General features: G+C 70.5%; 20 protein-coding genes and 2 tRNA genes. 16 read left to right on the top strand and 6 right to left on the bottom strand.

Going from position 1 to position 22,381, the window contains the following annotated elements:
* Positions 1–151 precede the first annotated feature (151 nt).
* Positions 152–565 carry an SsgA family sporulation/cell division regulator gene (locus ACWDEX_RS31735; RefSeq protein ID WP_003987206.1) on the bottom strand — a complete coding sequence of 138 codons (414 nt, stop codon included), beginning with the start codon at positions 563–565 and terminating at the stop codon, positions 152–154.
* A gap of 566 nt (positions 566–1,131) precedes the next feature.
* Here ACWDEX_RS31735 and ACWDEX_RS31730 point away from each other — a divergent pair.
* A tRNA-Val gene (locus tag ACWDEX_RS31730) sits at positions 1,132–1,203 on the top strand.
* Positions 1,204–1,457: 254 nt separating this feature from the next.
* Here the strand turns inward: ACWDEX_RS31730 and ACWDEX_RS31725 are convergent.
* Together ACWDEX_RS31725 and ACWDEX_RS31720 are read right to left on the bottom strand one after the other, a co-directional pair.
* Positions 1,458–1,745 carry a hypothetical protein gene (locus ACWDEX_RS31725; RefSeq protein WP_450467918.1) on the bottom strand — a complete coding sequence of 96 codons (288 nt, stop codon included), beginning with the start codon at positions 1,743–1,745 and terminating at the stop codon, positions 1,458–1,460.
* A 37-nt stretch (positions 1,746–1,782) separates the two neighbouring features.
* Positions 1,783–4,167: an SCO7613 C-terminal domain-containing membrane protein gene (locus ACWDEX_RS31720; RefSeq protein ID WP_450467917.1), complete on the bottom strand. Its 2,385-nt coding sequence runs from the start codon at positions 4,165–4,167 to the stop codon at positions 1,783–1,785.
* Between the two features lie 68 nt (positions 4,168–4,235).
* Here ACWDEX_RS31720 and ACWDEX_RS31715 point away from each other — a divergent pair, with 68 nt between their 5' ends.
* Entirely contained in the window at positions 4,236–4,682 is a 447-nt protein-coding gene (locus ACWDEX_RS31715; RefSeq protein WP_450467916.1) for an SRPBCC family protein, read from the top strand.
* A 64-nt stretch (positions 4,683–4,746) separates the two neighbouring features.
* Positions 4,747–4,818, top strand: a tRNA-Val gene (locus ACWDEX_RS31710).
* Positions 4,819–4,906: 88 nt separating this feature from the next.
* Here ACWDEX_RS31710 and ACWDEX_RS31705 read toward each other — a convergent pair.
* Positions 4,907–5,632 (bottom strand): exonuclease domain-containing protein, encoded by a 726-nt coding sequence (locus tag ACWDEX_RS31705; protein WP_450467915.1) that lies wholly within the window; start codon positions 5,630–5,632, stop codon positions 4,907–4,909.
* A gap of 170 nt (positions 5,633–5,802) precedes the next feature.
* Between ACWDEX_RS31705 and ACWDEX_RS31700 the strand changes: the two genes are divergently transcribed.
* From ACWDEX_RS31700 to ACWDEX_RS31685, 4 genes are all read left to right on the top strand, one after another.
* Positions 5,803–6,369 (top strand): DUF4365 domain-containing protein, encoded by a 567-nt coding sequence (locus ACWDEX_RS31700; RefSeq protein ID WP_450467914.1) that lies wholly within the window; start codon positions 5,803–5,805, stop codon positions 6,367–6,369.
* Positions 6,366–7,589, top strand: a complete 1,224-nt coding sequence (locus ACWDEX_RS31695; RefSeq protein WP_450467913.1) for a hypothetical protein — start codon at positions 6,366–6,368, stop codon at positions 7,587–7,589. Before ACWDEX_RS31700 ends, ACWDEX_RS31695 begins: the two co-directional genes overlap by 4 nt.
* 100 nt (positions 7,590–7,689) lie before the next feature.
* Entirely contained in the window at positions 7,690–9,666 is a 1,977-nt protein-coding gene (gene thrS / locus ACWDEX_RS31690) for a threonine--tRNA ligase (RefSeq protein WP_450467912.1), read from the top strand.
* A gap of 153 nt (positions 9,667–9,819) precedes the next feature.
* On the top strand, positions 9,820–10,380 hold the full coding sequence (locus tag ACWDEX_RS31685) for an HIT family protein (protein ID WP_450467911.1): 561 nt from the start codon (positions 9,820–9,822) through the stop codon (positions 10,378–10,380).
* Positions 10,381–10,438: 58 nt separating this feature from the next.
* Here ACWDEX_RS31685 and ACWDEX_RS31680 read toward each other — a convergent pair whose 3' ends face one another.
* Both ACWDEX_RS31680 and ACWDEX_RS31675 read right to left on the bottom strand, forming a co-directional pair.
* Positions 10,439–12,109 carry a hypothetical protein gene (locus tag ACWDEX_RS31680; RefSeq protein ID WP_450467910.1) on the bottom strand — a complete coding sequence of 557 codons (1,671 nt, stop codon included), beginning with the start codon at positions 12,107–12,109 and terminating at the stop codon, positions 10,439–10,441.
* Between the two features lie 183 nt (positions 12,110–12,292).
* Positions 12,293–14,491 carry an elongation factor G-like protein EF-G2 gene (locus tag ACWDEX_RS31675; RefSeq protein WP_450467909.1) on the bottom strand — a complete coding sequence of 733 codons (2,199 nt, stop codon included), beginning with the start codon at positions 14,489–14,491 and terminating at the stop codon, positions 12,293–12,295.
* A gap of 229 nt (positions 14,492–14,720) precedes the next feature.
* Here ACWDEX_RS31675 and pgsA point away from each other — a divergent pair, with 229 nt between their 5' ends.
* From pgsA to ruvA, 9 genes are all read left to right on the top strand, one after another.
* Entirely contained in the window at positions 14,721–15,461 is a 741-nt protein-coding gene (gene pgsA / locus ACWDEX_RS31670) for a phosphatidylinositol phosphate synthase (protein ID WP_450467919.1), read from the top strand.
* 28 nt (positions 15,462–15,489) lie between these two features.
* A complete protein-coding gene (locus ACWDEX_RS31665) occupies positions 15,490–16,413 on the top strand; it encodes a phosphatidylinositol mannoside acyltransferase (protein WP_450467908.1) in 924 nt (307 codons plus the stop codon).
* Positions 16,410–17,633 carry a glycosyltransferase family 4 protein gene (locus ACWDEX_RS31660; protein ID WP_450467907.1) on the top strand — a complete coding sequence of 408 codons (1,224 nt, stop codon included), beginning with the start codon at positions 16,410–16,412 and terminating at the stop codon, positions 17,631–17,633. The genes ACWDEX_RS31665 and ACWDEX_RS31660 overlap by 4 nt, the downstream gene beginning before the upstream one ends.
* Before the next feature lie 257 nt (positions 17,634–17,890).
* Complete coding sequence (locus ACWDEX_RS31655; RefSeq protein ID WP_450467906.1) at positions 17,891–18,436, top strand: hypothetical protein; 546 nt, start codon at positions 17,891–17,893, stop codon at positions 18,434–18,436.
* 243 nt (positions 18,437–18,679) lie between these two features.
* On the top strand, positions 18,680–19,591 hold the full coding sequence (gene pdxS / locus ACWDEX_RS31650; RefSeq protein WP_450467905.1) for a pyridoxal 5'-phosphate synthase lyase subunit PdxS: 912 nt from the start codon (positions 18,680–18,682) through the stop codon (positions 19,589–19,591).
* A gap of 33 nt (positions 19,592–19,624) precedes the next feature.
* Positions 19,625–20,233 (top strand): pyridoxal 5'-phosphate synthase glutaminase subunit PdxT, encoded by a 609-nt coding sequence (gene pdxT, locus ACWDEX_RS31645; protein WP_450467904.1) that lies wholly within the window; start codon positions 19,625–19,627, stop codon positions 20,231–20,233.
* 75 nt (positions 20,234–20,308) lie between these two features.
* A complete protein-coding gene (locus ACWDEX_RS31640) occupies positions 20,309–21,061 on the top strand; it encodes a YebC/PmpR family DNA-binding transcriptional regulator (RefSeq protein ID WP_450467903.1) in 753 nt (250 codons plus the stop codon).
* A 143-nt stretch (positions 21,062–21,204) separates the two neighbouring features.
* Positions 21,205–21,735, top strand: a complete 531-nt coding sequence (gene ruvC / locus ACWDEX_RS31635) for a crossover junction endodeoxyribonuclease RuvC (protein WP_450467902.1) — start codon at positions 21,205–21,207, stop codon at positions 21,733–21,735.
* Complete coding sequence (ruvA, locus tag ACWDEX_RS31630; RefSeq protein ID WP_450467901.1) at positions 21,732–22,337, top strand: Holliday junction branch migration protein RuvA; 606 nt, start codon at positions 21,732–21,734, stop codon at positions 22,335–22,337. The genes ruvC and ruvA overlap by 4 nt, the downstream gene beginning before the upstream one ends.
* Positions 22,338–22,381: the final 44 nt, after the last annotated feature.

Below are 22,381 nucleotides of genomic sequence, written 5' to 3'. Positions count from 1 at the left end.
CGGCTTGGCGTAGACGACCTCGACGGGCGGCGAGGAGGCGTACGGCTTCGCCGACCCTCGCGGTGGCGGCGCCTGGGCGTGCCGTATGCGGTTGTCCCGGCCCGAGCCGTCTCCCCGAGTGGACGGCGCCGGGCGGCTTGAGGATCTCGAACTAATTCTCGGCCAGGATGTGAGAGAGCTCCGTGTCGAGATCGAAATGGCGGTGTTCCGTACCGGGCGGCACGGCCGCGTCCGTCCGCTTCAGAAACGACTCAAGGGCCCGCGCCGGGGCCTCGAGCAGAGCCTCACCCTCTGGGGAGCTCAGGGCGATGCAGACGACGCCCTGACCGTGGCTGCGCGACGGCCAGACGCGGACGTCGCCGGTTCCCGTGGGCCGGTGCAGGCCCTCCGCGAGGAGGTCGCGGGCGAACACCCACTCGACGGTCTCCTCGGCTCCGGTATGGAAGGTGGCGTGCACGGCGTAGGGATCGGCCGTGTCATACCGCAGTCCCGCGGGAACAGGCAGTGAGGACTCGCTCGACACAACGAGGCGCAGGTGCAGCTCGCAGCTGACCGTGGTGTTCATAAGCGCCAAGGCCTTTCGCTCAGTGTGCGCTCGGGGATTCGCACGTCGGCGAAATCGACATGCCACCTACGGTGCCGTTGTAAACCCCTCTGCGTGTTTTGGCTGGCTTTACGTAGCTCATCCGGCCGAGATGTCGTTCGCGTCATACGTCCATTCCGGTGACGGGTTTCTCGCCGGTAGGATTTGCTCGCACGAATACGGAGAGTGACAGACTGGCGGGCCTGGTCGCCGCAGTGGCGGAGGGGTCGAAGATCCAACGGACGTTCGAATCCACGCACTGGCGTCAACGGAGTGCGACGGGTGATGCGTCTCTGCCGGCAGGTGGCTGTCCGCATCGGTGTTGCGCTGGACGAAGCGCAGGGGTGCTGAGGTGGCCCTGCTCCCGCGGGGCCGCGGGACAAGTAAGGCCCACTGGCTGCGAGGGTCACGGCCGGCCCTCGTCGACGTCGGTCTTTGGTGGTTCGGCCTCGCGACGCCCTGGAACATCAGAGGGCGTTGATCGCGGGCGTTGATCGGACAGATGGTCGGAGCCACCCCTGACATGGGGTAATGTTCTCCCTGCGCCCGGGCGATTAGCTCAGCGGGAGAGCGCTTCGTTCACACCGAAGAGGTCACTGGTTCGATCCCAGTATCGCCCACAAGATCAAGGGTGGCGTGTGCTCGGGAACAGTCGGGCCACGCCGCCCTCGTCGCGTTTCTGGCGGCGCCATGCCTGCCGGGGAGACCGACTCGCGCCGACGGCGAGACGGTGGCGAGCGTCCGCACGACCGCCCCGTTCAGTCGGTCCTCGATGCCGTGGTCGGCCGTCCCCTGCGTCGGCATTCGACCTGTGCGCCAACGGTTCCCCACCCCGTCCCCGGCCGGTCAGGGCTCTGTTGTCCGCGCCTCGCCATCACCCCGCATCAAGCGCTCCGAGTGCCTCCCCGTTTCCGTATCGACGCCCGAAGTACCTGAAGGTCAAGGTGAGGCGGACTTCCGGGATTACGTGGCCCGGCGGGAAAGCTTCAGCCCCGGGCAGCCGGTGGAAAACCTCCGTCGCGTAATCCGGAACGCCGTCGGAATTCTTCTGAAGTGCAACACGAGAGTGGTTTTGCTCGATCTCAAGTTCCGTGTGGAAAACCGGAATTCGATCGTGGCGAGCCGGTGTTCCCCTCGGCTCCGGCAGTATGACGTTGGTCATCGACACGAAGGTCTCGGCCAAATGCCGTAGCCGTCCCTCAGTGCATCCGTCCCAGTACCTCCCGTACCCGCCGGGCGTCCCGGATCCGCCGTTCGTACGTCGCGCCCAGCGCGAGCAGGAGCAGCCCGGCGAGCGCGGGAGGCAGCCAACGGGGGAGCGTACCCGCCAACTGCACCAGGTAGGGGGCCAGTTCGTGCAGCGCGTCCAGCACGAGCACGCTCCCGCCGAGGATGAGCGGCGCCTGGAGACGGTGGCGGGCGCCCAGCAGGGTGAGGACGAGGGCCGCCGTGCCGAGTAGCAAGGGGCGCGGCCAGTCCACGTCGGCCGACGCCGCAAGCAGGCTCGGCACGAGCGTCGCCGAGAGACCGGGGCCGTAGGCCGTCCACGACGAGGCCTCGGGGTTCCGGTGGCGCCGGACGAAGCCCACGACCAGTGCCGGGACGGTCACCGGCAGGGCGTAGGCCTCCGGAGCGTCCACGGCCCACGATCCGAGTCGCACCCAGGTGGCCAGGACGAACAGCGCGGCGGCCACGTACCCGGCCTGACGGCGGTCCGCGCGCACGGCGGTGCCCGCGGCGATCACCCCGCACAGGGCCAGTACGAGGGACAGCACGGGTGCGTCGGTGACGGCCAGCCCGATGGCCAGCAGCCCCGCGACGGCACCCGTGGCCTCGACCGGAACCGCGGTCCGCGGGACCCGCGCCGCGAGCACGGCAGCGGCGGCCGGGACGACCAGGACCAGCAGCGCCGTGTGCGCGGCAGGCCGGCCCGCGGCGGCGCCCACCGCACAGGCCAGGCCCGCCGCACAGGTCAGGGACGCGCTCGCGCAGACGGCGGTCAGACGCGGGTGCGCGGCGGCCACCGCGAAGACCCCCGTCAGTGCGGCGAGCACGGCCAGGGTCGCGCCCTGGGAGGCGAGCGAGAGGAGCGTGAGGCCGGCCGCGGTGAGCAGGGAGAGGAGGACGGCGGTGAGGGACGTCGGCGTCCGACGCGCGTACGCCGCCACGGCCAGCGCCGCCACGACCGCCAGGCCCTGCGCGAACAGCCCTGCCGTATAAGGGAGTCGCAGTGCGGCCGGGAAGATGAGCGCGGTCGCCCAGACAAGGACCACGGCACCGGTCGTGGCCGGGTCGCGCCACGCCGTGGTGGCGCGGGCCGTGACGACCGCAACCGCCGCGACGACCGCGAGTACCAGCGGTGCGGCCTCCGCGTCCGCCGGCCAGGGCACCCAGGCCGTCACCGCGGCACGCAGCTCCGACGGGGCCCCGGACCAGACCCGCTCCGTCCATCCGACCGGGCCCAACAGCGCCACGACGACCAGGGGCAGGGCCCACGCCACCGCCAGGGTCTGTACGGAGGCCGATGCCCAGGCGACTCCGCGCCGCACCGGTTCCGGGAGCGGACCGCGGAGGGCCGACAGCAGCCCGACCCCGCAGGCCAGATAGCCGGGCACCGTCCACACTCCGGGCAGTGACGCGCGCGGGATGCCGCCGAGCGCCGCCACCAGGAGCAGGCCGCCGGTCACCGCGGCGCCGGTGGCAAGACCCTGCTGCGGGGCGCGCCACGCGGCGTACAGTGCGATCGCCGCCGCGAGGGCGAGGAGCGCCGCCGCCCGGGCGGCGACGCCCGGGCCGTCGGCCTCCCACGAGAGCACGCCGGCCGCCGACACGCCCCAGCCGCCCATCCCGTACGCGCCGATGACGGCGGCGACGCGCAGGGACCTCGAAGACGTCCGGAGTGTGACGACAGTGTCGAACGCGGCCGTCAGCAACAGCGCGGCCGTGATCGGGTACGAGCCCACGCCGGCCGCCACCGCCCACAGCGGCAGGGGGAGCTGGGCGGCGGCCAGCGCGGCGGGGAAGGGCATGCGCAGGGAAGCGAATTTCCTGCCGTACCCCCACCACACCCCGGCCAGGAACGCCGCCGCGCCGGCTGCGTAACCCGTGCCGTCGGCCGCGGGCAACGCGACTTCGTGCAGCGCGTACGCGTCGAGCACTGTCAGCGCGAGACCGAGGCCCGCCAGCACCTCGGCCGTCGAGCGCAGCCCGCGCTTCAGCAGGGGCACGGGAGCGCCGAGCGCCGCCGCGGTCACCGTGGCGAGCACCAGAGACCGCCCGGCGATCCCCAGATGTCCCCAACTGACCAGGGTGAACGCGATCGCGGCGACGGTCAGCAGGACACCGCCGAGAACGAGGAGCACGTTCTGTACGCGGGGCGCGGTGGTCTCGGGCTGCCGCGGCACCGGGGGAGCGGGCGGGAAAGCCGATTGGAGGAGACCGATCAGCTGGGCACGACGGGCCAGCAACTGGGCTCGCCGAGCGTCGAGTTGCCACAGCTCTGCGTCAAGGAGCCGCAACTCCTCGGCCGGTGGCGGTAGGTGGGTCATACTGTGGAGAGTGGCGCGCGTCACTCCGTGGAGCATGAGTGCGCGTACTCAGGTTCCGTACTCAGATCCCGCGCGGCCCAGGCCTCGACGGGCAGACTCGGAGCATGGACTGGAACCACTACCGCTTCCACTGCGCGTGGGCGCTGCCCGTCCCGGCCGACCGCGTGTACGCCGCGCTGGAGCGGGCCGAGGACTATCCCCGCTGGTGGCCACAAGTCCGCACGGTGACCCGGGTCGACGACATGAGCGCCGTGATCGCCATTCGTTCGCTGCTGCCCTACGGCATCACCGTCACCGCACGTCGGACGCGGTACGACCCGGCCGCCGGGGTGCTGGAGGCCGAGCTGTCCGGCGACCTCGTGGGCTGGGCCCGCTGGAAGGTCACGGCGGCGGGTGCCGGCGCTCTCCTTCACTACGACCAGGCCGTCGACGTGAACAAACCCCTGCTCAGGCGGTTCGCCGTGCTGGGGCGGCCGGTCTTCCGCGCCAATCACCGGCTGATGATGCGGGCCGGTCGGCGGGGACTCGTGGCCTACCTCGAAGCGGTGTGAGGGCGACTGCCCCGAAGCGGTTTGAACGGAGCCCGCCGGGACCTGTATTGTTCAGTGCGTTCCCGGGCGATTAGCTCAGCGGGAGAGCGCTTCGTTCACACCGAAGAGGTCACTGGTTCGATCCCAGTATCGCCCACAAGACCGAGGGTGGCGTCGGCTCGCAGAAAAAGCGAGCGGCGTCACCCTCATCGTCGTTGCGCGACCTTCTCGCGCGTGGCGGGGGCTCAGGCCGCCGTCGGCAGCTCCGGACGCAGTGGCCATGCCGTGTTCACCTGCTCCTCCGTGCCGCTGCGCGCGAACCACGCCTGCAGACCGCGTGCCTGCGCCGCGTGCCATACCGTCTGCCGGGTGTGCAGCTCGGTCGGCGTCAGCCGCTCCAGGCGGGTCGCGAAACGGTGCCCCACCGCCCGTACGACCTCCATCGCGGCCAGCGCGTCCGCCGCCGCGTCGTGCGCGCCCTCCAGTACGACCTCGTAGTGCGCGCACAGATCGGTGAGCGTGCGACGGCCCTTGCGGTAGCGGTCCAGGTGCTTGTCCAGGACCCGCGGATCGAGCACACACAGGGGTGCCGACGTGAACCAGCGGTCCAGCGATGAGGCGCGATGCCGACGCAACTCCCGGTCCAGCAGCGTCAGATCGAACGGAGCGTTCATCACCACCAGCGGTCGGCCCGTCGCGGCCAGCTCGCCCAACTGCCGGGCTATCTCCTCCATCACCGGCGACGGCCAGCGGCCGTTGCGCCGCAGATGCTCCTCCGTCAGCCCGTGCACCGCCGTCGCCGCCGCGGGCACCGGCACCCCCGGATTCACCAGCCAGCGGCTCACCAGCGGCCGACTGCCCGGTGCGTCCTGGACGACGACGGCGGCCGAAACGATCCGGTCGGTCTCGACGTCCACGCCCGTGGTCTCCGTGTCGAACGCGGCCAGGGGGCCCTCGTACCAGCACGTCATGCGCACACAACTCCTCCCGCGCCCCAGGCAGTTGACATAGCGTCGGCTGTCCCGTTCCGGTGATACCCGGGCTGTTTGCGCAGTACGCCGGAAGGAGACAACAGGAGTACGGGTCTTTGCAGTTCACGGGCCCGCAGCGGGGATCCACCTGACGTGGAAGGCTGTTCGTCATGGCGATAGCGCAGCCCGAGCGGGGCGGGCTGCTGCCCGAGCGGACGGCGCCCCATCGCGGCACACTCGCCACCACCGCCTGCATGGAGACTCTGCAGGTGGGCTATCTGCACGCGGTCGCCGCGGCGGCCGGCTGCTCGCTGTCACAGCCTTTCCCGGACAACGGCATCGACTGGCACATCAGCCACACCGCCCCCGGCCACACGGTCGACGACGAGGTCACCATCAAGGTGCAGCTCAAGTGCACCTACCAGATACCGCCCCGCCCCCCGGGCCGGTTCTTCTCGTTCACGCTCGACAACGAGCACCTGGCGAAGCTCGCCCGCACCCCGGTATCGGTGCACAAGATCCTCGTCGTGATGCTCGTGCCCCGGTCGCAGGACGACTGGCTGCGCGCCAGTCACGACCGCCTGGACCTGCGGCACTGCTGCTACTGGAGCAATCTCGCCGGACACCCCGTCACGGGGCGGCGCCGCACCACCGTGCGCATCTCGACCGCGCGCATCTTCGACGACCGCGCGCTGTGCGAGATCATGACCCGGGTCGGAACGGGAGGCAGACCGTGACCCACCGCCCCATCGACCAGTCGGCCCGCGCCGACCGATCGCACCCGTCCGAGCCGCTCTGGAGCCGACCGCCCGCGCCCGAACAGGTCGACCCGGCCGTGCTCAGTGCCCTCCTGCACCGGCACGGCTGGCAGCGTCGAGGCGGCGCCGCAGGGCGCTACGGCCGCTGGACCCCGCCCGGCCCCGGCGGCGGTACCAGCCTGCTGGTGCCGGAGAGCCGGGTCTACCCCGACAGCGACGACCTGATCGGCGAGGCCCTCGTCGCCCTGTCCCGCAGCACCTCGCCCTCCGCGCGGGACGTGCTGGTCGGGCTCGCCGTGCCCAGCGACGAGATCCACTGGTGGCGCGACGTGCCGACCGGCCCTGTCGGTGCGGCGCCCTGGGCCGTCGAGGACCGACTGCGCACCGCCGCCCGCAGGCTGCTCCTGGCGGGCGCGCTCGCCACCCGCGCACGTGCCGGGTACTTCGGCGCCCGGCACCGTGGGGCCGCCGCCGCGGCCCTGGAGAACGTACTGATCGGCGCCGCCTCCCAAGGTCGCGGGCTCACCGCCCTCGTACCCGTCTCGACGGGCCGTCCGCTCGCCGTACGCCTGCACCAGGCGCTGTACGCGGCCCGGGAGGCCACCGACTACCAGCGGGCCACCGGCGGCATGGACGCCTTCGACGCCGCCGTCGAGGCAGGCGTGAGCCACGAGCTGACCGAGGCGCTGATCGCCCTGGTCCGCGGGTCCGAGGGCGCCCGGATCGCTGTCGCATGGGCGCCCGCCGCCGGAGTACCCGAGGGCTGCGCGACGCCCGCCGAGCCGGTCGAGTTCTCGCCGGGCGACCTGCCCGCGCTGCGCGAGGCCGGGGCTCGCTTTCTGCGTCAGGAACCGTCCGTGCCGGTGCGGCTCACCGGGGCCGTCGTACGTCTGCGCAGGTCAGGGCCGCGTGGCGAGGGCAGCGTACGCCTGCGGGTCATTGCCGGGGCCGAGGTCCCGCACGTACGGATGACGCTGGAGGAGGAGTCGTACCGGATCGCGGGCCACGCGCACCTCATGGGGCTGCCGGTGCGCGTGCACGGGCGTCTGGAGAGCCGGGGCGGCTTCCGGCGCCTCGTGAACGCGTCCGCGGTGGCACCGGTGCAGGTCGACGACGCCGAACGGGACCGGCTGATGAAGTCGCTCCAGGAGACGGCTGAGATCACGGCCTTCTTCGAGGGGGCGTGCGGCGGGGACTGACAGTGACCGTTTCGCGGTCGGTGGCCACGGGTCGGTACGATCCCAGTCATGCGCGCGCTCCAGGTATGGCGCCGCATCCGCCAGTAGTCAGGAGAGACCGGTGTCAGACGTCCGTGTGATCATCCAACGCGATTCCGAGCGGGAAGAACGCGTGGTGACGACGGGCACTACGGCGGCCGACCTCTTCGCCGGCGAGCGCTCGATCATCGCCGCGCGGGTGGCCGGCGAGCTGAAGGACCTCGCGTACGAGATCAAGGACGGCGAGACCGTCGAGGCTGTCGAGATCTCGTCCGAGGACGGCCTGAACATCCTGCGCCACTCCACCGCGCACGTGATGGCGCAGGCCGTGCAGGAGCTCTTCCCCGAGGCCAAGCTGGGCATCGGCCCGCCGGTCAGGGACGGCTTCTACTACGACTTCGACGTCGAGAAGCCGTTCACGCCCGAGGATCTCAAGGCCATCGAGAAGAAGATGCAGGAGATCCAGAAGCGCGGCCAGCGCTTCGCGCGCCGCGTCGTCACCGACGAGGCCGCCCGCGAGGAACTGGCCGAGGAGCCGTACAAGCTGGAGCTGATCGGCCTCAAGGGCGCGGCCTCCAGCGACGACGGCGCGGACGTGGAGGTCGGCGCAGGCGAGCTGACGATCTACGACAACCTGGACGCCAAGACCGGCGAGCTGTGCTGGAAGGACCTCTGCCGCGGTCCCCACCTGCCCACCACCCGGAACATCCCGGCGTTCAAGCTGATGCGCAACGCGGCCGCCTACTGGCGCGGCAGCGAGAAGAACCCCATGCTCCAGCGCATCTACGGCACCGCCTGGCCGTCCAAGGACGAGCTGAAGGCGCACCTGGACTTCCTCGCCGAGGCGGAGAAGCGTGACCACCGCAAGCTCGGCTCCGAGCTGGACCTCTTCTCGATCCCGGAGCAGATCGGCTCCGGCCTCGCGGTCTTCCACCCCAAGGGCGGCATCATCCGTCGGGTCATGGAGGACTACTCGCGGCGACGCCACGAGGAAGAGGGCTACGAGTTCGTCTACACCCCGCACGCGACGAAGGGGAAGCTCTTCGAGACCTCGGGCCACCTGGACTGGTACGCCGACGGCATGTACCCGCCGATGCAGCTCGACGAGGGCGTGGACTACTACCTCAAGCCCATGAACTGCCCGATGCACAACCTGATCTTCGACGCGCGTGGCCGCTCGTACCGTGAGCTGCCGCTGCGCCTGTTCGAGTTCGGGACCGTGTACCGGTACGAGAAGTCGGGCGTCGTGCACGGCCTGACCCGCGCCCGTGGCTTCACCCAGGACGACGCGCACATCTACTGCACGCGCGAGCAGATGGCCGACGAGCTCGACAAGACGCTCACCTTCGTGCTGAACCTGCTGCGCGACTACGGCCTCACGGACTTCTATCTGGAGCTGTCCACCAAGGACCCGGAGAAGTTCGTCGGCTCGGACGAGGCCTGGGAGGAGGCCACCGAGACGCTGCGCCAGGTCGCAGAGAAGCAGGGCCTCCCGCTGGTTCCCGACCCGGGTGGCGCGGCCTTCTACGGCCCGAAGATCTCGGTCCAGGCGAAGGACGCGATCGGCCGTACCTGGCAGATGTCGACGGTCCAGCTGGACTTCAACCTGCCCGAGCGCTTCGACCTCGAGTACACCGGCCCGGACGGTGCCAAGCAGCGCCCGGTCATGATCCACCGAGCCCTCTTCGGTTCGATCGAGCGCTTCTTCGCGGTGCTCCTGGAGCACTACGCGGGCGCCTTCCCGGCGTGGCTGGCCCCGGTGCAGGCCGTCGGCATCCCGATCGGCGACGCACACGTCGAGTACCTGGAGAAGTTCGCCGCGGCGGCCAAGAAGAAGGGCCTGCGTGTCGAGGTCGACTCCTCCTCGGACCGCATGCAGAAGAAGATCCGCAACGCCCAGAAGCAGAAGGTGCCCTTCATGGTCATCGCGGGCGACGAGGACATGTCGGCCGGATCTGTGTCGTTCCGCTTCCGGGACGGCTCGCAGGAGAACGGCATCCCGTTCGACGAGGCCATCGCGAAGATCATGAAGGTCGTCGAGGAGCGGACCCAGGTCTGACAACGCGGACGTGACGAGGGGCTCCGGGGGACGTACAGGTCCCCGGGGCCCCTCGGTCGTGTCGGAAGTCACCGGCACCTGCCGTCCCCTGCCACCGCCCGGACCGCCCTCTGCCCGAGCCCCCGCCGACACGCCACGAACGGACGAAGCCATATGCTGCACTGCATGACGAGTGAGCCGGAGCAGCAGATCGGAGTGGGGACGCAGGACGCGTTCCAGCGCCTGTGGACGCCCCACCGGATGGCGTACATCCAGGGCGAGAACAAGCCGACCGGTCCCGGGGCCGGCGACGGCTGCCCGTTCTGCTCGATTCCCGCCAAGTCCGACGAGGACGGGCTGATCGTCAAGCGTGGCGCGCAGGTCTACGCGGTCCTCAACCTCTACCCGTACAACGGCGGCCACCTCATGGTCGTGCCCTACCGCCACGTCGCCGACTACACGGACCTGACCGGGCCGGAGACCGCAGAACTTGCCGAGCTGACCAAGCAGGCGATGACCGCCCTGCGTGCGGCCTCCGGTGCCCACGGCTTCAACATCGGCATGAACCAGGGCTCGGTCGCCGGCGCGGGCATCGCCGCCCATCTGCACCAGCACATCGTCCCGCGGTGGGGCGGCGACACGAACTTCATGCCGGTGGTGGGCCACACGAAGGTGCTGCCGCAGCTGCTGGCCGACACGAGGAAGATGCTGGCGGAGGCCTGGCCCTCGGAGTGACTCCGCGCCCCGGCCCGACGAAGAGCGCGGCGCGAGCCCGGGGCTCCTGCCCGAGCCCCTACGCGTCGTACACGTCGGCTTTCCGCGGCGCCACTTCCTGCACCATGTTGCTCAGGATCGACGACCGCGAGCCGAACTTCTCCGTGTCCACGCCGTTCTCCTCCAGCACCCGGATCGCTGCCGCGTGCACCACCCTCAGCACCGGCGTGGCCGCACGCAGCGCATCGTCCGCCATGAAGCGGTGCCGCCACGGCTGGTCCGCCCAGGCGTGACGCAACCCGAACGGCTCGGGCAGGGTCAGTGAGCCGCCGAGCCAGTTCAGCAGCGGCGGGTACCAGGTGAGAGGGGCGCGGACCGCAAGCCGTACCACCTCGTCCGCGTCGACCAGCGGGAGCTTCACCTCGCGGGTCTCCCAGAACTTGACCGACTTCTGCACCTTCTTGGTCGGCGCCTCGGGCTTGCTGGTGAACAGCGCGTTCACGGGCCCCAAGGCGTGCCCGGTGACCTCGATGCGCAGCGTCTCATGCAGCACCGTCACTGTGATCATCATGGTGATGATCAGTTGACCGTCCCACAGGGTCCACTGAACCCCCAGATAGTGCCGCTCACCGCTGCCGAACTGCTGCTTGTTGCAGATGTCCTGTATGGCGTGGGTCTTGACCTGGTACGCGTCCACGTCCGTGCCCTCCGGACGGGACACCGCGTCTGCCTTCTCCCCGATCGGGTTGACGATCCAGTGCCGGATCGAGGGTTTCGGGAAACCACCGGTGTTCAGCGGACCGCGCTCCAGCATGTTCAGCTGGTCATGGATGGCCTTGATCACGTCCCAGCTACGGAAGGGGTGGATCTCCTTGCCCGGATCGCGGGGCACCAGATCCTCGGCGAGCTGCCAACTGCCCCAGCGCGTACCCATGCCGAGTATGCCCTTGGGCCCGGCGTAGAAGACGGTGTTGGACTGCTGCTCGGCGCTGAGCCGGGCGAGTGCCTGGCGAAGCCGCTCGGCGGCGCTCTCGCCCGGGCTGCCGGGCACCGCCTCGGGGATCTTCGCGCCGACGCCGCCGCCCGAGAGCAGACTGCCCCAGCGCTCACGCAGGTCCTTCGCCGTCCGCTCGCAGAGCTGCTTCGCCCAGAACCAGCCGATCACCGGCATGACGACCGCCGCGCGTGTGTACCACGCCAAGAAGCCGTCGAACGGCAAGCGGATCAGGAAGATCACGGCGACGGCACCCACGGCCAGCAGCAGCGTGGTACCGATCGCGGAGGTGCGCTTGTCGTCGCGCTTGGCGATGACGGCGCGGAGCTGGAAGACCAGCAGCCACGCCAGCATCCCCGGCAGGAAGAGCACACCGCACAGCACCGTCACCGCCGAGAGCCAGTTGTCACGGTCACGGCGGATGTGGTGGGCGGCCAGGCAGTGCTCCACGACTGCCTGTGGATCGGTACCGAAGGACTGGATGAGCGGCTTGCGTCCGGCACCCAGCATGCGATCCCGCACGGCCAGCGAGAAGGCCTCGCCGAGGTTCGGCCGGAAGATCTTCGCCCATGAGCGGCCGGGGTTGACCTTCGACTGGTGCCACTCGTTGTCGGCGTCGAGGATCTTCTCGACCTTCGCGTCCCGGTAGGCCGCCGAGGCCAGAGCGAAGGTCGCCGCTGTCTCGCCCGCGGAGCCCAAGAGGGGCACCTGTGCCCCGGGGCTGAAATCGAATCCATCCGTCACTGCCGCCCCCATCGCCGCCCAACCCGCTCCTGCGGCTTTCCCGACTTCCTTGCTCCGCACACCTGTTGAACAGGTCATCGCGCCGATCGCGTCTCGACGTGATCAGGTGATCAGCGTATCCGCAGGCGCCCACATTCGTCGGCGGACGGCGCAGAAGCCGTCCGCCGACGGGACAGGTCTGGAGCGGGAGTCCAACTACCGGGCGTCCCGCTCCTGTTCGCGAACCTTCTCCGCGAGCTGCGGAGGCATCGGCTCGTGCCGCGCGTAGGAGCGGCTGAAGCGCGCGGTGCCGTGCGAGAGGGAGCGGAGGTCGATCGCATACCGGCCGATCTCGATCTCCGGTACCTCGGCCCGTACGAGGGTTCGTCCACCGACCGCCTGCTCGGTGCCCAGCACCCGGCCGCGCCGCCCGGACAGGTCGCTCATCACGGCGCCGACGTAGTCGTCGCCGACGAGCACCGTCACCTCGGCGACCGGTTCCAGGAGGTGGATCGTGGCGCTGCCCGCTGCCTCGCGCAGGGCGAGCGCGCCCGCCGTCTGGAAGGCGGCGTCGGAGGAGTCAACGGAGTGCGCCTTGCCGTCGAGGAGCGTCACCCGGACATCGACGAGGGGATGGCCGGCGGCCACGCCCTTGGCGGCCTGGGCACGCACTCCCTTCTCGACGGAGGGGATGAACTGCCGGGGCACGGACCCGCCGACCACCTTGTCCACGAACTCGATGCCGGAGCCGCCGGGCAGCGGCTCGACCTCGATCTCGCAGATCGCGTACTGGCCGTGTCCACCGGACTGCTTGACGTGCCGGCCGCGCCCGGCCGACCTGTCCGCGAACGTCTCCCTGAGGGAGACCTTGTGCGGGATGACGTCGACCTGGACGCCGTACCGGCTGCGCAGGCGCTCCAGAACGACGTCCGCATGGGCCTCGCCCAGACACCACAGCACCACCTGATGGGTGTCCTGGTTCTGTTCGAGCCGCATGGTCGGGTCCTCGGCGACCAGCCGCGCGAGCCCCTGGCTGAGCTTGTCCTCGTCCGCCTTGCTGTGCGCCTGGATGGCGAGCGGCAGCAGCGGGTCGGGCATGTCCCAGGGTTCCATGAGCAGCGGGTCGTCCTTGGCCGAGAGGGTGTCGCCGGTCTCGGCCCGGTTCAGCTTGGCCACGCACGCCAGATCGCCCGCGATGCAGTGCGCCAGGGGGCGCTGCTGTTTGCCGAACGGCGCGGACAGGGCGCCGATGCGCTCGTCGACGTCGTGGTCCTCGTGCCCGCGGTCGGTCAGCCCGTGCCCGGACACATGGACCGTCTCGTCGGGGCGCAGGGTGCCCGAGAACACGCGGACCAGCGAGACGCGGCCCACATACGGGTCGGACGCCGTCTTCACGACCTCCGCCACCAGGGGACCGGCCGGATCGCACGGCCTGAGGTCGCGGGGCTTGCCGTCCGGCGTGGAGACCGCGGGCGCCTCCCGTTCCAGCGGGGTCGGGAAGCCGCCGGTGACCAGTTCCAGCACCTCGACCGTGCCCAGGCCCTGGCGGGCGCCCTCGGCGGCGGGTGCGGCGGCCAGGACAGGGAAGAAGGTCCCGCGGGCGACGGCCCGCTCCAGGTCCTGGACGAGCGTGCCGACGTCGATCTCCTCGCCGCCCAGATAGCGGTCCATGAGGGTCTCGTCCTCGCTCTCCGCGATGATCCCCTCGATGAGCCGGTTGCGCGCCTCCTCGAGCAGCGGCAGTTGGTCGGGCCCCGGCTCGGACTCCTTGCGCTCGCCGGACGAGTAGTCGAACAGCTTCTGCGACAGCAGTCCGACCAGCCCGGTGACGGGCGCGTGCCCGTCGGGACCCTGCGAGCCGTGCAGCGGCAGGTACAGCGGCAGCACGGCGTCGGGGTCGTCGGCGCCGAACGCCTCCGCGCAGACCCGGGTCATCTCCTCGAAGTCGGACCGGGCGGCCTCCAGGTGCGTGATCACAATGGCGCGCGGCATGCCGACGGCCGCGCACTCGTCCCACACCATGCGTGTCGATCCGTCCACGCCGTCCGAGGCCGAGACGACGAAGAGGGCCGCGTCCGCCGCCCGCAGACCGGCCCGTAGCTCCCCGACGAAGTCGGCGTATCCAGGAGTGTCCAGAAGATTGATCTTGATCCCGTCCTGTTGGACGGGAACCAGGGAGAGCTGCACCGAGCGTTGTTGCCGGTGCTCGATCTCGTCGTAGTCCGAGACGGTGCCGCCGTCCTCCACACGGCCCGCCCGGTTCACAGCTCCCGCGGTCAGCGCGAGAGCCTCCACCAGAGTCGTCTTGCCCGATCCGCTGTGGCCGACCAGCACCACATTCCGTACGGACGCGGGGTGGTCGGCCGCCGTTGCCCTGCCGGCGGCTCCAGGGTGTGTGTGCGCCTTGTCGCCCATGGCCTTGCCTCCCGTGCACGGTGAGGTCACTGTGGGCGCGGACACGCGGATCCGCGTGCGATGGCGGCTCCGATGACGCCCGCGGTGTCTTCGAGCTTCGCACTCAGGGCATGGTGCGTCCATACGAGGGACGCGATCCCGTCGCCCGGCAGTGCTCCGTCGGCCGCTGTCGTGCAGTGACCAGGGGGTCCGGGTGCCCGGCCGTCGCACACCCGCGCGCGTGGCTACGATGGGCCAGCCGGGCGGCCACCAGGGGACGCGCGGCTCACCGACCGTCGGGAAGGCCATGCTGAACAAGTACGCGCGTGCATTTTTCACGCGTGTCCTCACACCGTTCGCCGCGTTTTTGATCCGCCGGGGCGTCAGCCCTGACACGGTCACGCTGATCGGCACCGCCGGCGTGATCGCGGGCGCGCTGGTCTTCTACCCCCGGGGCGAGTTCTTCTGGGGCACGGTCGTCATCACGCTGTTCGTGTTCTCTGACCTCGTCGACGGCAACATGGCCCGCCAGCTGGGCCGCTCCAGCCGCTGGGGCGCCTTCCTGGACTCCACGCTCGACCGGGTCGCCGACGGCGCGATCTTCGGCGGCTTCGCCCTGTGGTACGCGGGCAAGGGCGACGACAACATGCTGTGCGCGGTTTCGATCTTCTGCCTGGCCAGCGGTCAGGTGGTGTCGTACACCAAGGCCCGCGGCGAGTCGATCGGCCTGCCCGTCGCGGTCAACGGGCTGGTGGAGCGTGCCGAACGCCTGGTGATCTCACTGGTCGCGGCCGGTTTCGCAGGTCTCCACAAGTTCGGTGTGCCGGGCATCCAGGTGCTGCTGCCGATCGCCCTGTGGATCGTCGCCGTCGGCAGCATGGTCACGCTGGTCCAGCGAGTGGTCACGGTACGCAGGGAATCCGCCGAGGCGGACGCGGCGGCCGCGCTCAAGAACGACAACGCCTCGCACGGGAGCGGGGCGGCGACGTGAGCGGCGGGCGGGAGAGCGGGGCGGCGACGTGACCAGACTCCAGGAACGGCTGGCGGACGGGCTCTACGGCCTCGGCTGGAGCACGGTCAGGACGCTGCCTGAGCCGGTCGCCACCCGGCTGGGCCGGACCATCGCCGACATCGCCTGGAAGCAGCGCGGCAAGGGGGTGCGGCGGCTCGCAAGCAACTACGCGCGCGTGCTGCCCGGCGTGACAGCGGAGCGGCTTGCCGAACTCACCCGGGCGGGCATGCGCTCGTACCTGCGCTACTGGATGGAGTCCTTCCGGCTTCCCGTGTGGAGCCCGGAGCGCATTCGGAGCGGCTTCGACCCCAAGGACCTGCACCACCTGACCGACGGACTGGCCGCCGGCAAGGGCGTCGTCCTCGCACTGCCCCACATGGCCAACTACGACCTGGCCGGCGCCTGGGTCACCACCAAGCTGGGGACGCCGTTCACCACGGTCGCCGAGCGGCTCAAGCCTGAGACCCTCTACGACCGGTTCGTCGCCTACCGCGAGGGCCTGGGCATGGAGGTGCTGCCGCACAGCGGCGGCTCCGCGTTCGGCACCCTGGCCCGGCGGCTCCGCGACGGGGGGCTGGTCTGCCTGGTGGCCGACCGTGACCTGTCCGCCTCGGGCGTCGAGGTCACCTTCTTCGGCGAGACGGCCCGGATGCCCGCGGGACCTGCACTGCTCGCCCAGCAGACGGGCGCGCTGCTGCTGCCGGTGACACTCTGGTACGACGACTCGACCGTCATGCAGGGGCGCGTGCATCCCCCGATCGAGGTACCGGAGACAGGTACCCGGGCCGAGAAGACGTCTGTCATGACACAGGCGTTGGCCGACGCCTTCGCCACGGGGATCGCCGAACATCCGGAGGACTGGCACATGCTGCAGCGGTTGTGGCTCGCCGACCTGGATCCCAGCAAGGACCCTGGGAAGGGGACCCCGTGAGGATCGGCATCGTCTGCCCCTACTCGTGGGACGTGCCGGGCGGTGTCCAATTCCACATCCGAGATCTCGCCGAGTACTTCATCCGCCTCGGCCACGAGGTGTCGGTCCTCGCCCCCGCGGACGACGACACCCCCCTGCCGCCGTACGTGGTCTCGGCGGGCCGCGCGGTACCAGTGCCGTACAACGGCTCGGTGGCCCGTCTGAACTTCGGCTTCCTGAGCGCCGCCCGTGTGCGGCGCTGGCTGCACGACGGCGCATTCGACGTGATCCACATCCATGAGCCGACCTCGCCCTCGCTGGGCCTTCTGGCCTGCTGGGCGGCGCAGGGTCCGATCGTGGCGACCTTCCACACCTCGAACCCGCGGTCGCGGGCGATGATCGCCGCGTACGCGATTCTCCAGGCGGCCCTGGAGAAGATCAGCGCGCGCATCGCGGTCAGTGAGTACGCGCGGCGTACGCTCGTCGAACACCTGGGCGGCGACGCGGTGGTGATCCCGAACGGAGTGGACGTCGACTTCTTCGCGAAGGCCGAGCCCAAGCCTGAGTGGCAATCGGGCGGCGGTTCTCGATCGGAAGGGGAGCGAGGCTCCGTTGAGGGTTGCGGGCCACGCGAGGGCGAGACGATCGGCTTCATCGGGCGCATCGACGAGCCCCGCAAAGGCCTGCCCGTCCTGATGAAGGCACTGCCGAAGATCCTGGCCGCCCGTCCGCAGACCCGGCTGCTGGTCGCCGGGCGCGGGGACGCGGAGGAGGCGGTGGAGACGCTCCCCGCCGAACTGCGCTCGCGGGTGGAGTTCCTCGGCATGATCAGTGACGAGGACAAGGCGCGCCTCCTGCGGAGCGTCGACCTGTACGTGGCGCCCAACACCGGTGGCGAGAGCTTTGGGATAATCCTGGTCGAGGCGATGTCGGCCGGGGCGCCTGTGCTCGCCTCCGACCTGGACGCCTTCGCCCAGGTTCTCGATCAGGGAGCGGCCGGCGAGCTGTTCGCCAACGAGGACGCCGACGCGCTCGCCGACGCGGCCCTGCGGCTGCTCGGGGACCCGGAGCGGCGGGCCGTACTGCGTGCGCGTGGCAGCGCCCATGTCCGGCGCTTCGACTGGTCGAGGGTCGGTGCGGACATCCTGTCGGTCTACGAGACGGTGACGGACGGGACGGCCGCGGTCGCTACGGACGAACGAACCGGGCTGCGGGCGCGCTTCGGCCTGGCGCGCGGCTGAAGCCGGGCCGCTGACCGTTGTCAGCCGCTGTCGGGTCTTGATGTGTTCGGGTCGAGCCCGGCCGCGGGCGGCTCGGCGGGCGCTGAAGGGGTCGCCGGCACGGTGCTCCGCCGGGGCACTGATGCTCGCGGCCAGGGGGCGCTGGCTGTCGGCTGCGGTGACGCGGCCGTGGCGATGGCCCCACCACCAGCAGGGCAGCCGCGGCCGAGCGCGGGACCCCGAGGGGGCCGGGCGGCGGCCCGGTAGCCTTGCCGCCCGTGACCGCAACCCTGATCTGGATCCTTGCCGCCCTCGTCGTGATCGGCCTCTACCTGAGCTGGACAGCGGGGCGCCTCGACCGGCTGCACGCCCGGATCGACGCGGCGCGCGCCGCGCTCGACGCGCAGTTGGTGCGGCGGGCCTCGGTCACCCAGGAGCTGGCGACCTCGGGGGTGCTCGACCCGGCCGCGTCGATCGTCCTGTACGAGGCAGCGCACGCGGCCCGGCAGGCGGAGGAGGACCAGCGGGAGGTCGCCGAGAGCGAGCTGAGCCAGGCGCTGCGGGCCGTCTTCGCGGAGGCGGAACAGGTGGAGGCGGTGCGGGAGGCTCCTGGTGGCGAGGCGGCGGAGGGTGAGCTGACCGAGGCTGTCCGCAGGGTGCCGATGGCCCGGCGGTTCCACAACGATGCGGTGCGGGCGGCACGGGCACTGCGGCGCCACCGCAAGGTGCGCTGGTTCCGTCTCGCAGGCCATGCCCCCTTCCCGTTGGCCTTCGAAATGGACGACGAACCACCGGCGGCACTCACGGACCGTCCCACGGCCTGACGGCCTGGCGTCTCTCCGGAGCCTCCCGCCGCCCCGACTCCGGACGCGTTGTCAAGATCGCCCGCGTACACCCCCGGAAACCCTCGACGGGCCGCACACGGCGTACCGGGACCAACCGGCCGTACCCCCGGCTCCCGGGCAAAACGATCCACCGGCTCCTTATTGGCCCTTGCTGTGGCCCGCCGACCTCCCGTTTCCTCGGTCCAGCAGAAATTCCTCTTCTCCAGAGTGAGGTCGAAACTCGTGTCCAGCGCGCTCTCCACCCCCCAGACCCCCGAGACCGGCACCGCCCGCGTCAAGCGCGGCATGGCCGAGCAGCTCAAGGGCGGCGTGATCATGGACGTCGTCACGCCGGAGCAGGCGAAGATCGCCGAGGACGCGGGCGCCGTCGCCGTCATGGCCCTGGAGCGGGTCCCGGCCGACATCCGCAAGGACGGCGGAGTGGCCCGCATGTCCGACCCAGACATGATCGAGGGCATCATCGACGCCGTGTCCATCCCCGTGATGGCGAAGTCGCGGATCGGCCACTTCGTCGAGGCCCAGGTCCTCCAGTCCCTCGGTGTCGACTACATCGACGAGTCCGAGGTTCTCACCCCGGCCGACGAGGTCAACCACTCCGACAAGTGGGCCTTCACCACCCCCTTCGTCTGTGGCGCCACCAACCTGGGCGAGGCCCTGCGCCGCATCGCCGAGGGTGCCGCCATGATCCGCTCCAAGGGCGAGGCCGGCACCGGCAACGTCGTCGAGGCCGTCCGCCACCTGCGCCAGATCAAGAACGAGATCGCCAAGCTGCGCGGCTTCGACAACCACGAGCTGTACGCCGCCGCCAAGGAACTGCGTGCCCCGTACGAGCTGGTCAAGGAGGTCGCCGAGCTGGGCAAGCTTCCGGTCGTGCTGTTCTCCGCCGGTGGCGTGGCCACCCCGGCCGACGCCGCCCTGATGCGTCAGCTCGGCGCCGAGGGCGTCTTCGTCGGCTCCGGCATCTTCAAGTCCGGCGACCCCGCCAAGCGCGCCGCCGCCATCGTGAAGGCGACCACCTTCTACGACGACCCCAAGATCATCGCTGACGCGTCCCGCAATCTGGGCGAGGCCATGGTCGGCATCAACTGCGACACGCTCCCCGAGACCGAGCGCTACGCCAACCGCGGCTGGTGACGCGGCCGACACGACGCACAGGACAACACGTACATGACTGACGCACCCGTCGTAGGCGTCCTGGCACTCCAGGGCGACGTACGGGAGCACCTCATCGCCCTGGCCGCGGCCGATGCCGTGGCCAGGCCGGTGCGGCGCCCCGAAGAACTCGCCGAGGTCGACGGCCTCGTCATCCCCGGCGGCGAGTCCACCACCATCTCCAAACTGGCCGTTCTCTTCGGAGTGATGGAACCCCTCCGCGCGCGCGTGCGGGACGGCATGCCCGTCTACGGCACCTGCGCGGGCATGATCATGCTCGCGGACAAGATCCTCGACCCGCGTTCGGGTCAGGAGACCATCGGCGGCATCGACATGATCGTGCGCCGCAACGCCTTCGGACGGCAGAACGAGTCCTTCGAGGCGGCGGTCGACGTCAAGGGGGTCGAGGGCGATCCGGTAGAGGGAGTCTTCATCCGCGCCCCCTGGGTCGAGTCCGTGGGCGCCGAGGCCGAGGTGCTCGCCGAGCACGGCGGTCACATCGTCGCCGTACGCCAGGGCAACGCGCTCGCCACGTCGTTCCACCCGGAACTGACCGGCGACCACCGCGTGCACGCGCTGTTCGTCGACATGGTGCGCACCAGGCGGACACCGGAGTCCTTGTAGGATCTCCGGGGGTCCCCGGACACTTGAGGTCTGGGGGAGTTTGTACAGGATGGGTTACGCGAAGGAGACAGGCAGATGTCCGGCCACTCTAAATGGGCTACGACGAAGCACAAGAAGGCCGTCATCGACGCCAAGCGCGGCAAGCTCTTCGCGAAGCTGATCAAGAACGTCGAGGTCGCGGCCCGCATGGGCGGCGCCGACGTGGACGGCAACCCGACGCTGTACGACGCCGTGCAGAAGGCGAAGAAGCAGTCGGTCCCGAACAAGAACATCGACTCGGCGATCAAGCGCGGCGCGGGCCTGGAGGCCGGTGGCGCGGACTACGAGACGATCATGTACGAGGGTTACGGTCCGAACGGTGTCGCGGTGCTCATCGAGTGCCTCACCGACAACCGCAACCGTGCCGCCTCCGACGTTCGCGTCGCCATGACCCGCAACGGCGGCTCCATGGCCGACCCGGGTTCGGTCTCGTACCTGTTCAACCGCAAGGGCGTGGTGATCGTCCCCAAGGGTGAGCTGACCGAGGACGACGTTCTGGGTGCCGTGCTCGACGCGGGTGCCGAGGAGGTCAACGACCTCGGTGAGTCCTTCGAGGTGCTCAGCGAGGCCACCGACCTGGTCGCGGTCCGCAGCGCGCTCCAGGAGGCCGGGATCGACTACGACTCCGCCGAGGCCAACTTCGTCCCGACCATGCAGGTCGAGCTGGACGAGGAGGGCGCCAAGAAGATCTTCAAGCTGATCGACGCGCTGGAGGACAGCGACGACGTGCAGAACGTCTTCGCCAACTTCGACGTCAGTGACGAGATCATGGAGCAGGTCGGGGCGTAACGCCGCCGCTGGGCTTGCACGGGCCGACGGGACACACCCGTCGGCCCGTCGCTTTGCCGGTCGTTGTCAGTGGTACCCGATAGCCTGCACGAACTGGGGGTACGGCCCGGCGGCAGCCGGGGGCGATCGAAGGAGGGGCGCTGGTGCGCGTACTGGGGGTGGACCCGGGGCTGACGCGCTGCGGGGTCGGCGTGGTCGAGGGCGTCCCCGGGCGGCCGCTGACCATGCTCGGCGTCGGCGTCGTCCGTACGCCCGCGGACGCGCAGCTCGCCGACCGCCTCGTCGCCGTCGAGCAGGGCATCGAACGGTGGCTGGACGAACACCAGCCCGAATACGTCGCCGTGGAACGGGTGTTCAGTCAGCACAACGTGCGCACGGTGATGGGCACCGCCCAGGCCAGTGCCATCGCCATGCTCTGCGCGGCCCGCCGCAGCATCCCCGTCGCCCTGCACACGCCCAGCGAGGTCAAGGCCGCCGTCACCGGCACGGGCCGCGCCGACAAGGCCCAGGTCGGCGCCATGGTCACCCGGCTGCTCCGGCTCGACGCGCCACCCAGACCCGCCGACGCCGCTGACGCCCTCGCCCTCGCCATCTGCCACATCTGGCGCGCACCCGCCCAGAACCGACTCCAGCAGGCCGTCGCCCTGCACACATCGAAAGGCCGTTCCGCATGATCGCCTTCGTCAGCGGCCCGGTCGCCGCCCTCGCCCCGGACTCCGCGGTGGTCGAGGTGGGCGGCATCGGCATCGCCGTCCAGTGCACGCCGAACACGCTCTCGGGGCTGCGGACCGGCCAGCCGGCGAAGCTCGCCACATCCCTGGTCGTCCGCGAGGACTCGCTCACCTTGTACGGCTTCGCGGACGACGACGAACGTCAGGTGTTCGAGCTGCTGCAGACCGCGAGTGGCGTCGGTCCGCGCCTGGCCCAGTCGATGCTGGCCGTGCACAGTCCGGATGCCCTGCGCCGTGCCGTGGCGAGCGGTGACGAGAAGGCACTCACCGCTGTCCCCGGCATCGGCAAGAAGGGGGCCCAGAAGCTGCTCCTGGAGCTGAAGGACCGCCTCGGCGAACCGGTCGGCGCTCCCGCCGTCGGCACTCCGGTCACCTCCGGCTGGCGCGATCAGTTGCACGCCGCCCTGATCGGCCTCGGGTACGCCACCCGTGAGGCGGAGGAGGCCGTCGCGGCGGTCACCCCGCAAGCCGAGGCCGCCGCGGGCACGCCCCAGGTGGGCACCCTTCTCAAGGCGGCCCTGCGGACGCTGAACAGAACACGCTGACCGGGCGGCGCCCCCAGAGCCCGGCAAGCGCCCCGAGATGGCCT

The sequence above is a fragment of the Streptomyces sp. NPDC001020 genome (assembly GCF_053599115.1).
The sequence above is the reverse complement of the archived record's forward strand: the minus strand, read 5'-3'. Positions and strand labels throughout refer to the sequence as shown.

Excerpts from the sequence above, each read along its gene's own strand:
- ACWDEX_RS31735 (WP_003987206.1), bottom strand. The coding sequence starts at position 565 with ATGAACACCACGGTCAGCTGCGAGCTGCACCTGCGCCTCGTTGTGTCG.
- ACWDEX_RS31725 (WP_450467918.1), bottom strand. The coding sequence starts at position 1,745 with ATGACCAACGTCATACTGCCGGAGCCGAGGGGAACACCGGCTCGCCAC.
- ACWDEX_RS31720 (WP_450467917.1), bottom strand. The coding sequence starts at position 4,167 with ATGCTCCACGGAGTGACGCGCGCCACTCTCCACAGTATGACCCACCTA.
- ACWDEX_RS31715 (WP_450467916.1), top strand. The coding sequence starts at position 4,236 with ATGGACTGGAACCACTACCGCTTCCACTGCGCGTGGGCGCTGCCCGTC.
- ACWDEX_RS31705 (WP_450467915.1), bottom strand. The coding sequence starts at position 5,632 with ATGACGTGCTGGTACGAGGGCCCCCTGGCCGCGTTCGACACGGAGACC.
- ACWDEX_RS31700 (WP_450467914.1), top strand. The coding sequence starts at position 5,803 with ATGGCGATAGCGCAGCCCGAGCGGGGCGGGCTGCTGCCCGAGCGGACG.
- ACWDEX_RS31685 (WP_450467911.1), top strand. The coding sequence starts at position 9,820 with ATGCTGCACTGCATGACGAGTGAGCCGGAGCAGCAGATCGGAGTGGGG.
- ACWDEX_RS31680 (WP_450467910.1), bottom strand. The coding sequence starts at position 12,109 with ATGGGGGCGGCAGTGACGGATGGATTCGATTTCAGCCCCGGGGCACAG.
- ACWDEX_RS31675 (WP_450467909.1), bottom strand. The coding sequence starts at position 14,491 with ATGGGCGACAAGGCGCACACACACCCTGGAGCCGCCGGCAGGGCAACG.
- pgsA (WP_450467919.1), top strand. The coding sequence starts at position 14,721 with ATGGGCCAGCCGGGCGGCCACCAGGGGACGCGCGGCTCACCGACCGTC.
- pdxT (WP_450467904.1), top strand. The coding sequence starts at position 19,625 with ATGACTGACGCACCCGTCGTAGGCGTCCTGGCACTCCAGGGCGACGTA.
- ACWDEX_RS31640 (WP_450467903.1), top strand. The coding sequence starts at position 20,309 with ATGTCCGGCCACTCTAAATGGGCTACGACGAAGCACAAGAAGGCCGTC.
- ruvA (WP_450467901.1), top strand. The coding sequence starts at position 21,732 with ATGATCGCCTTCGTCAGCGGCCCGGTCGCCGCCCTCGCCCCGGACTCC.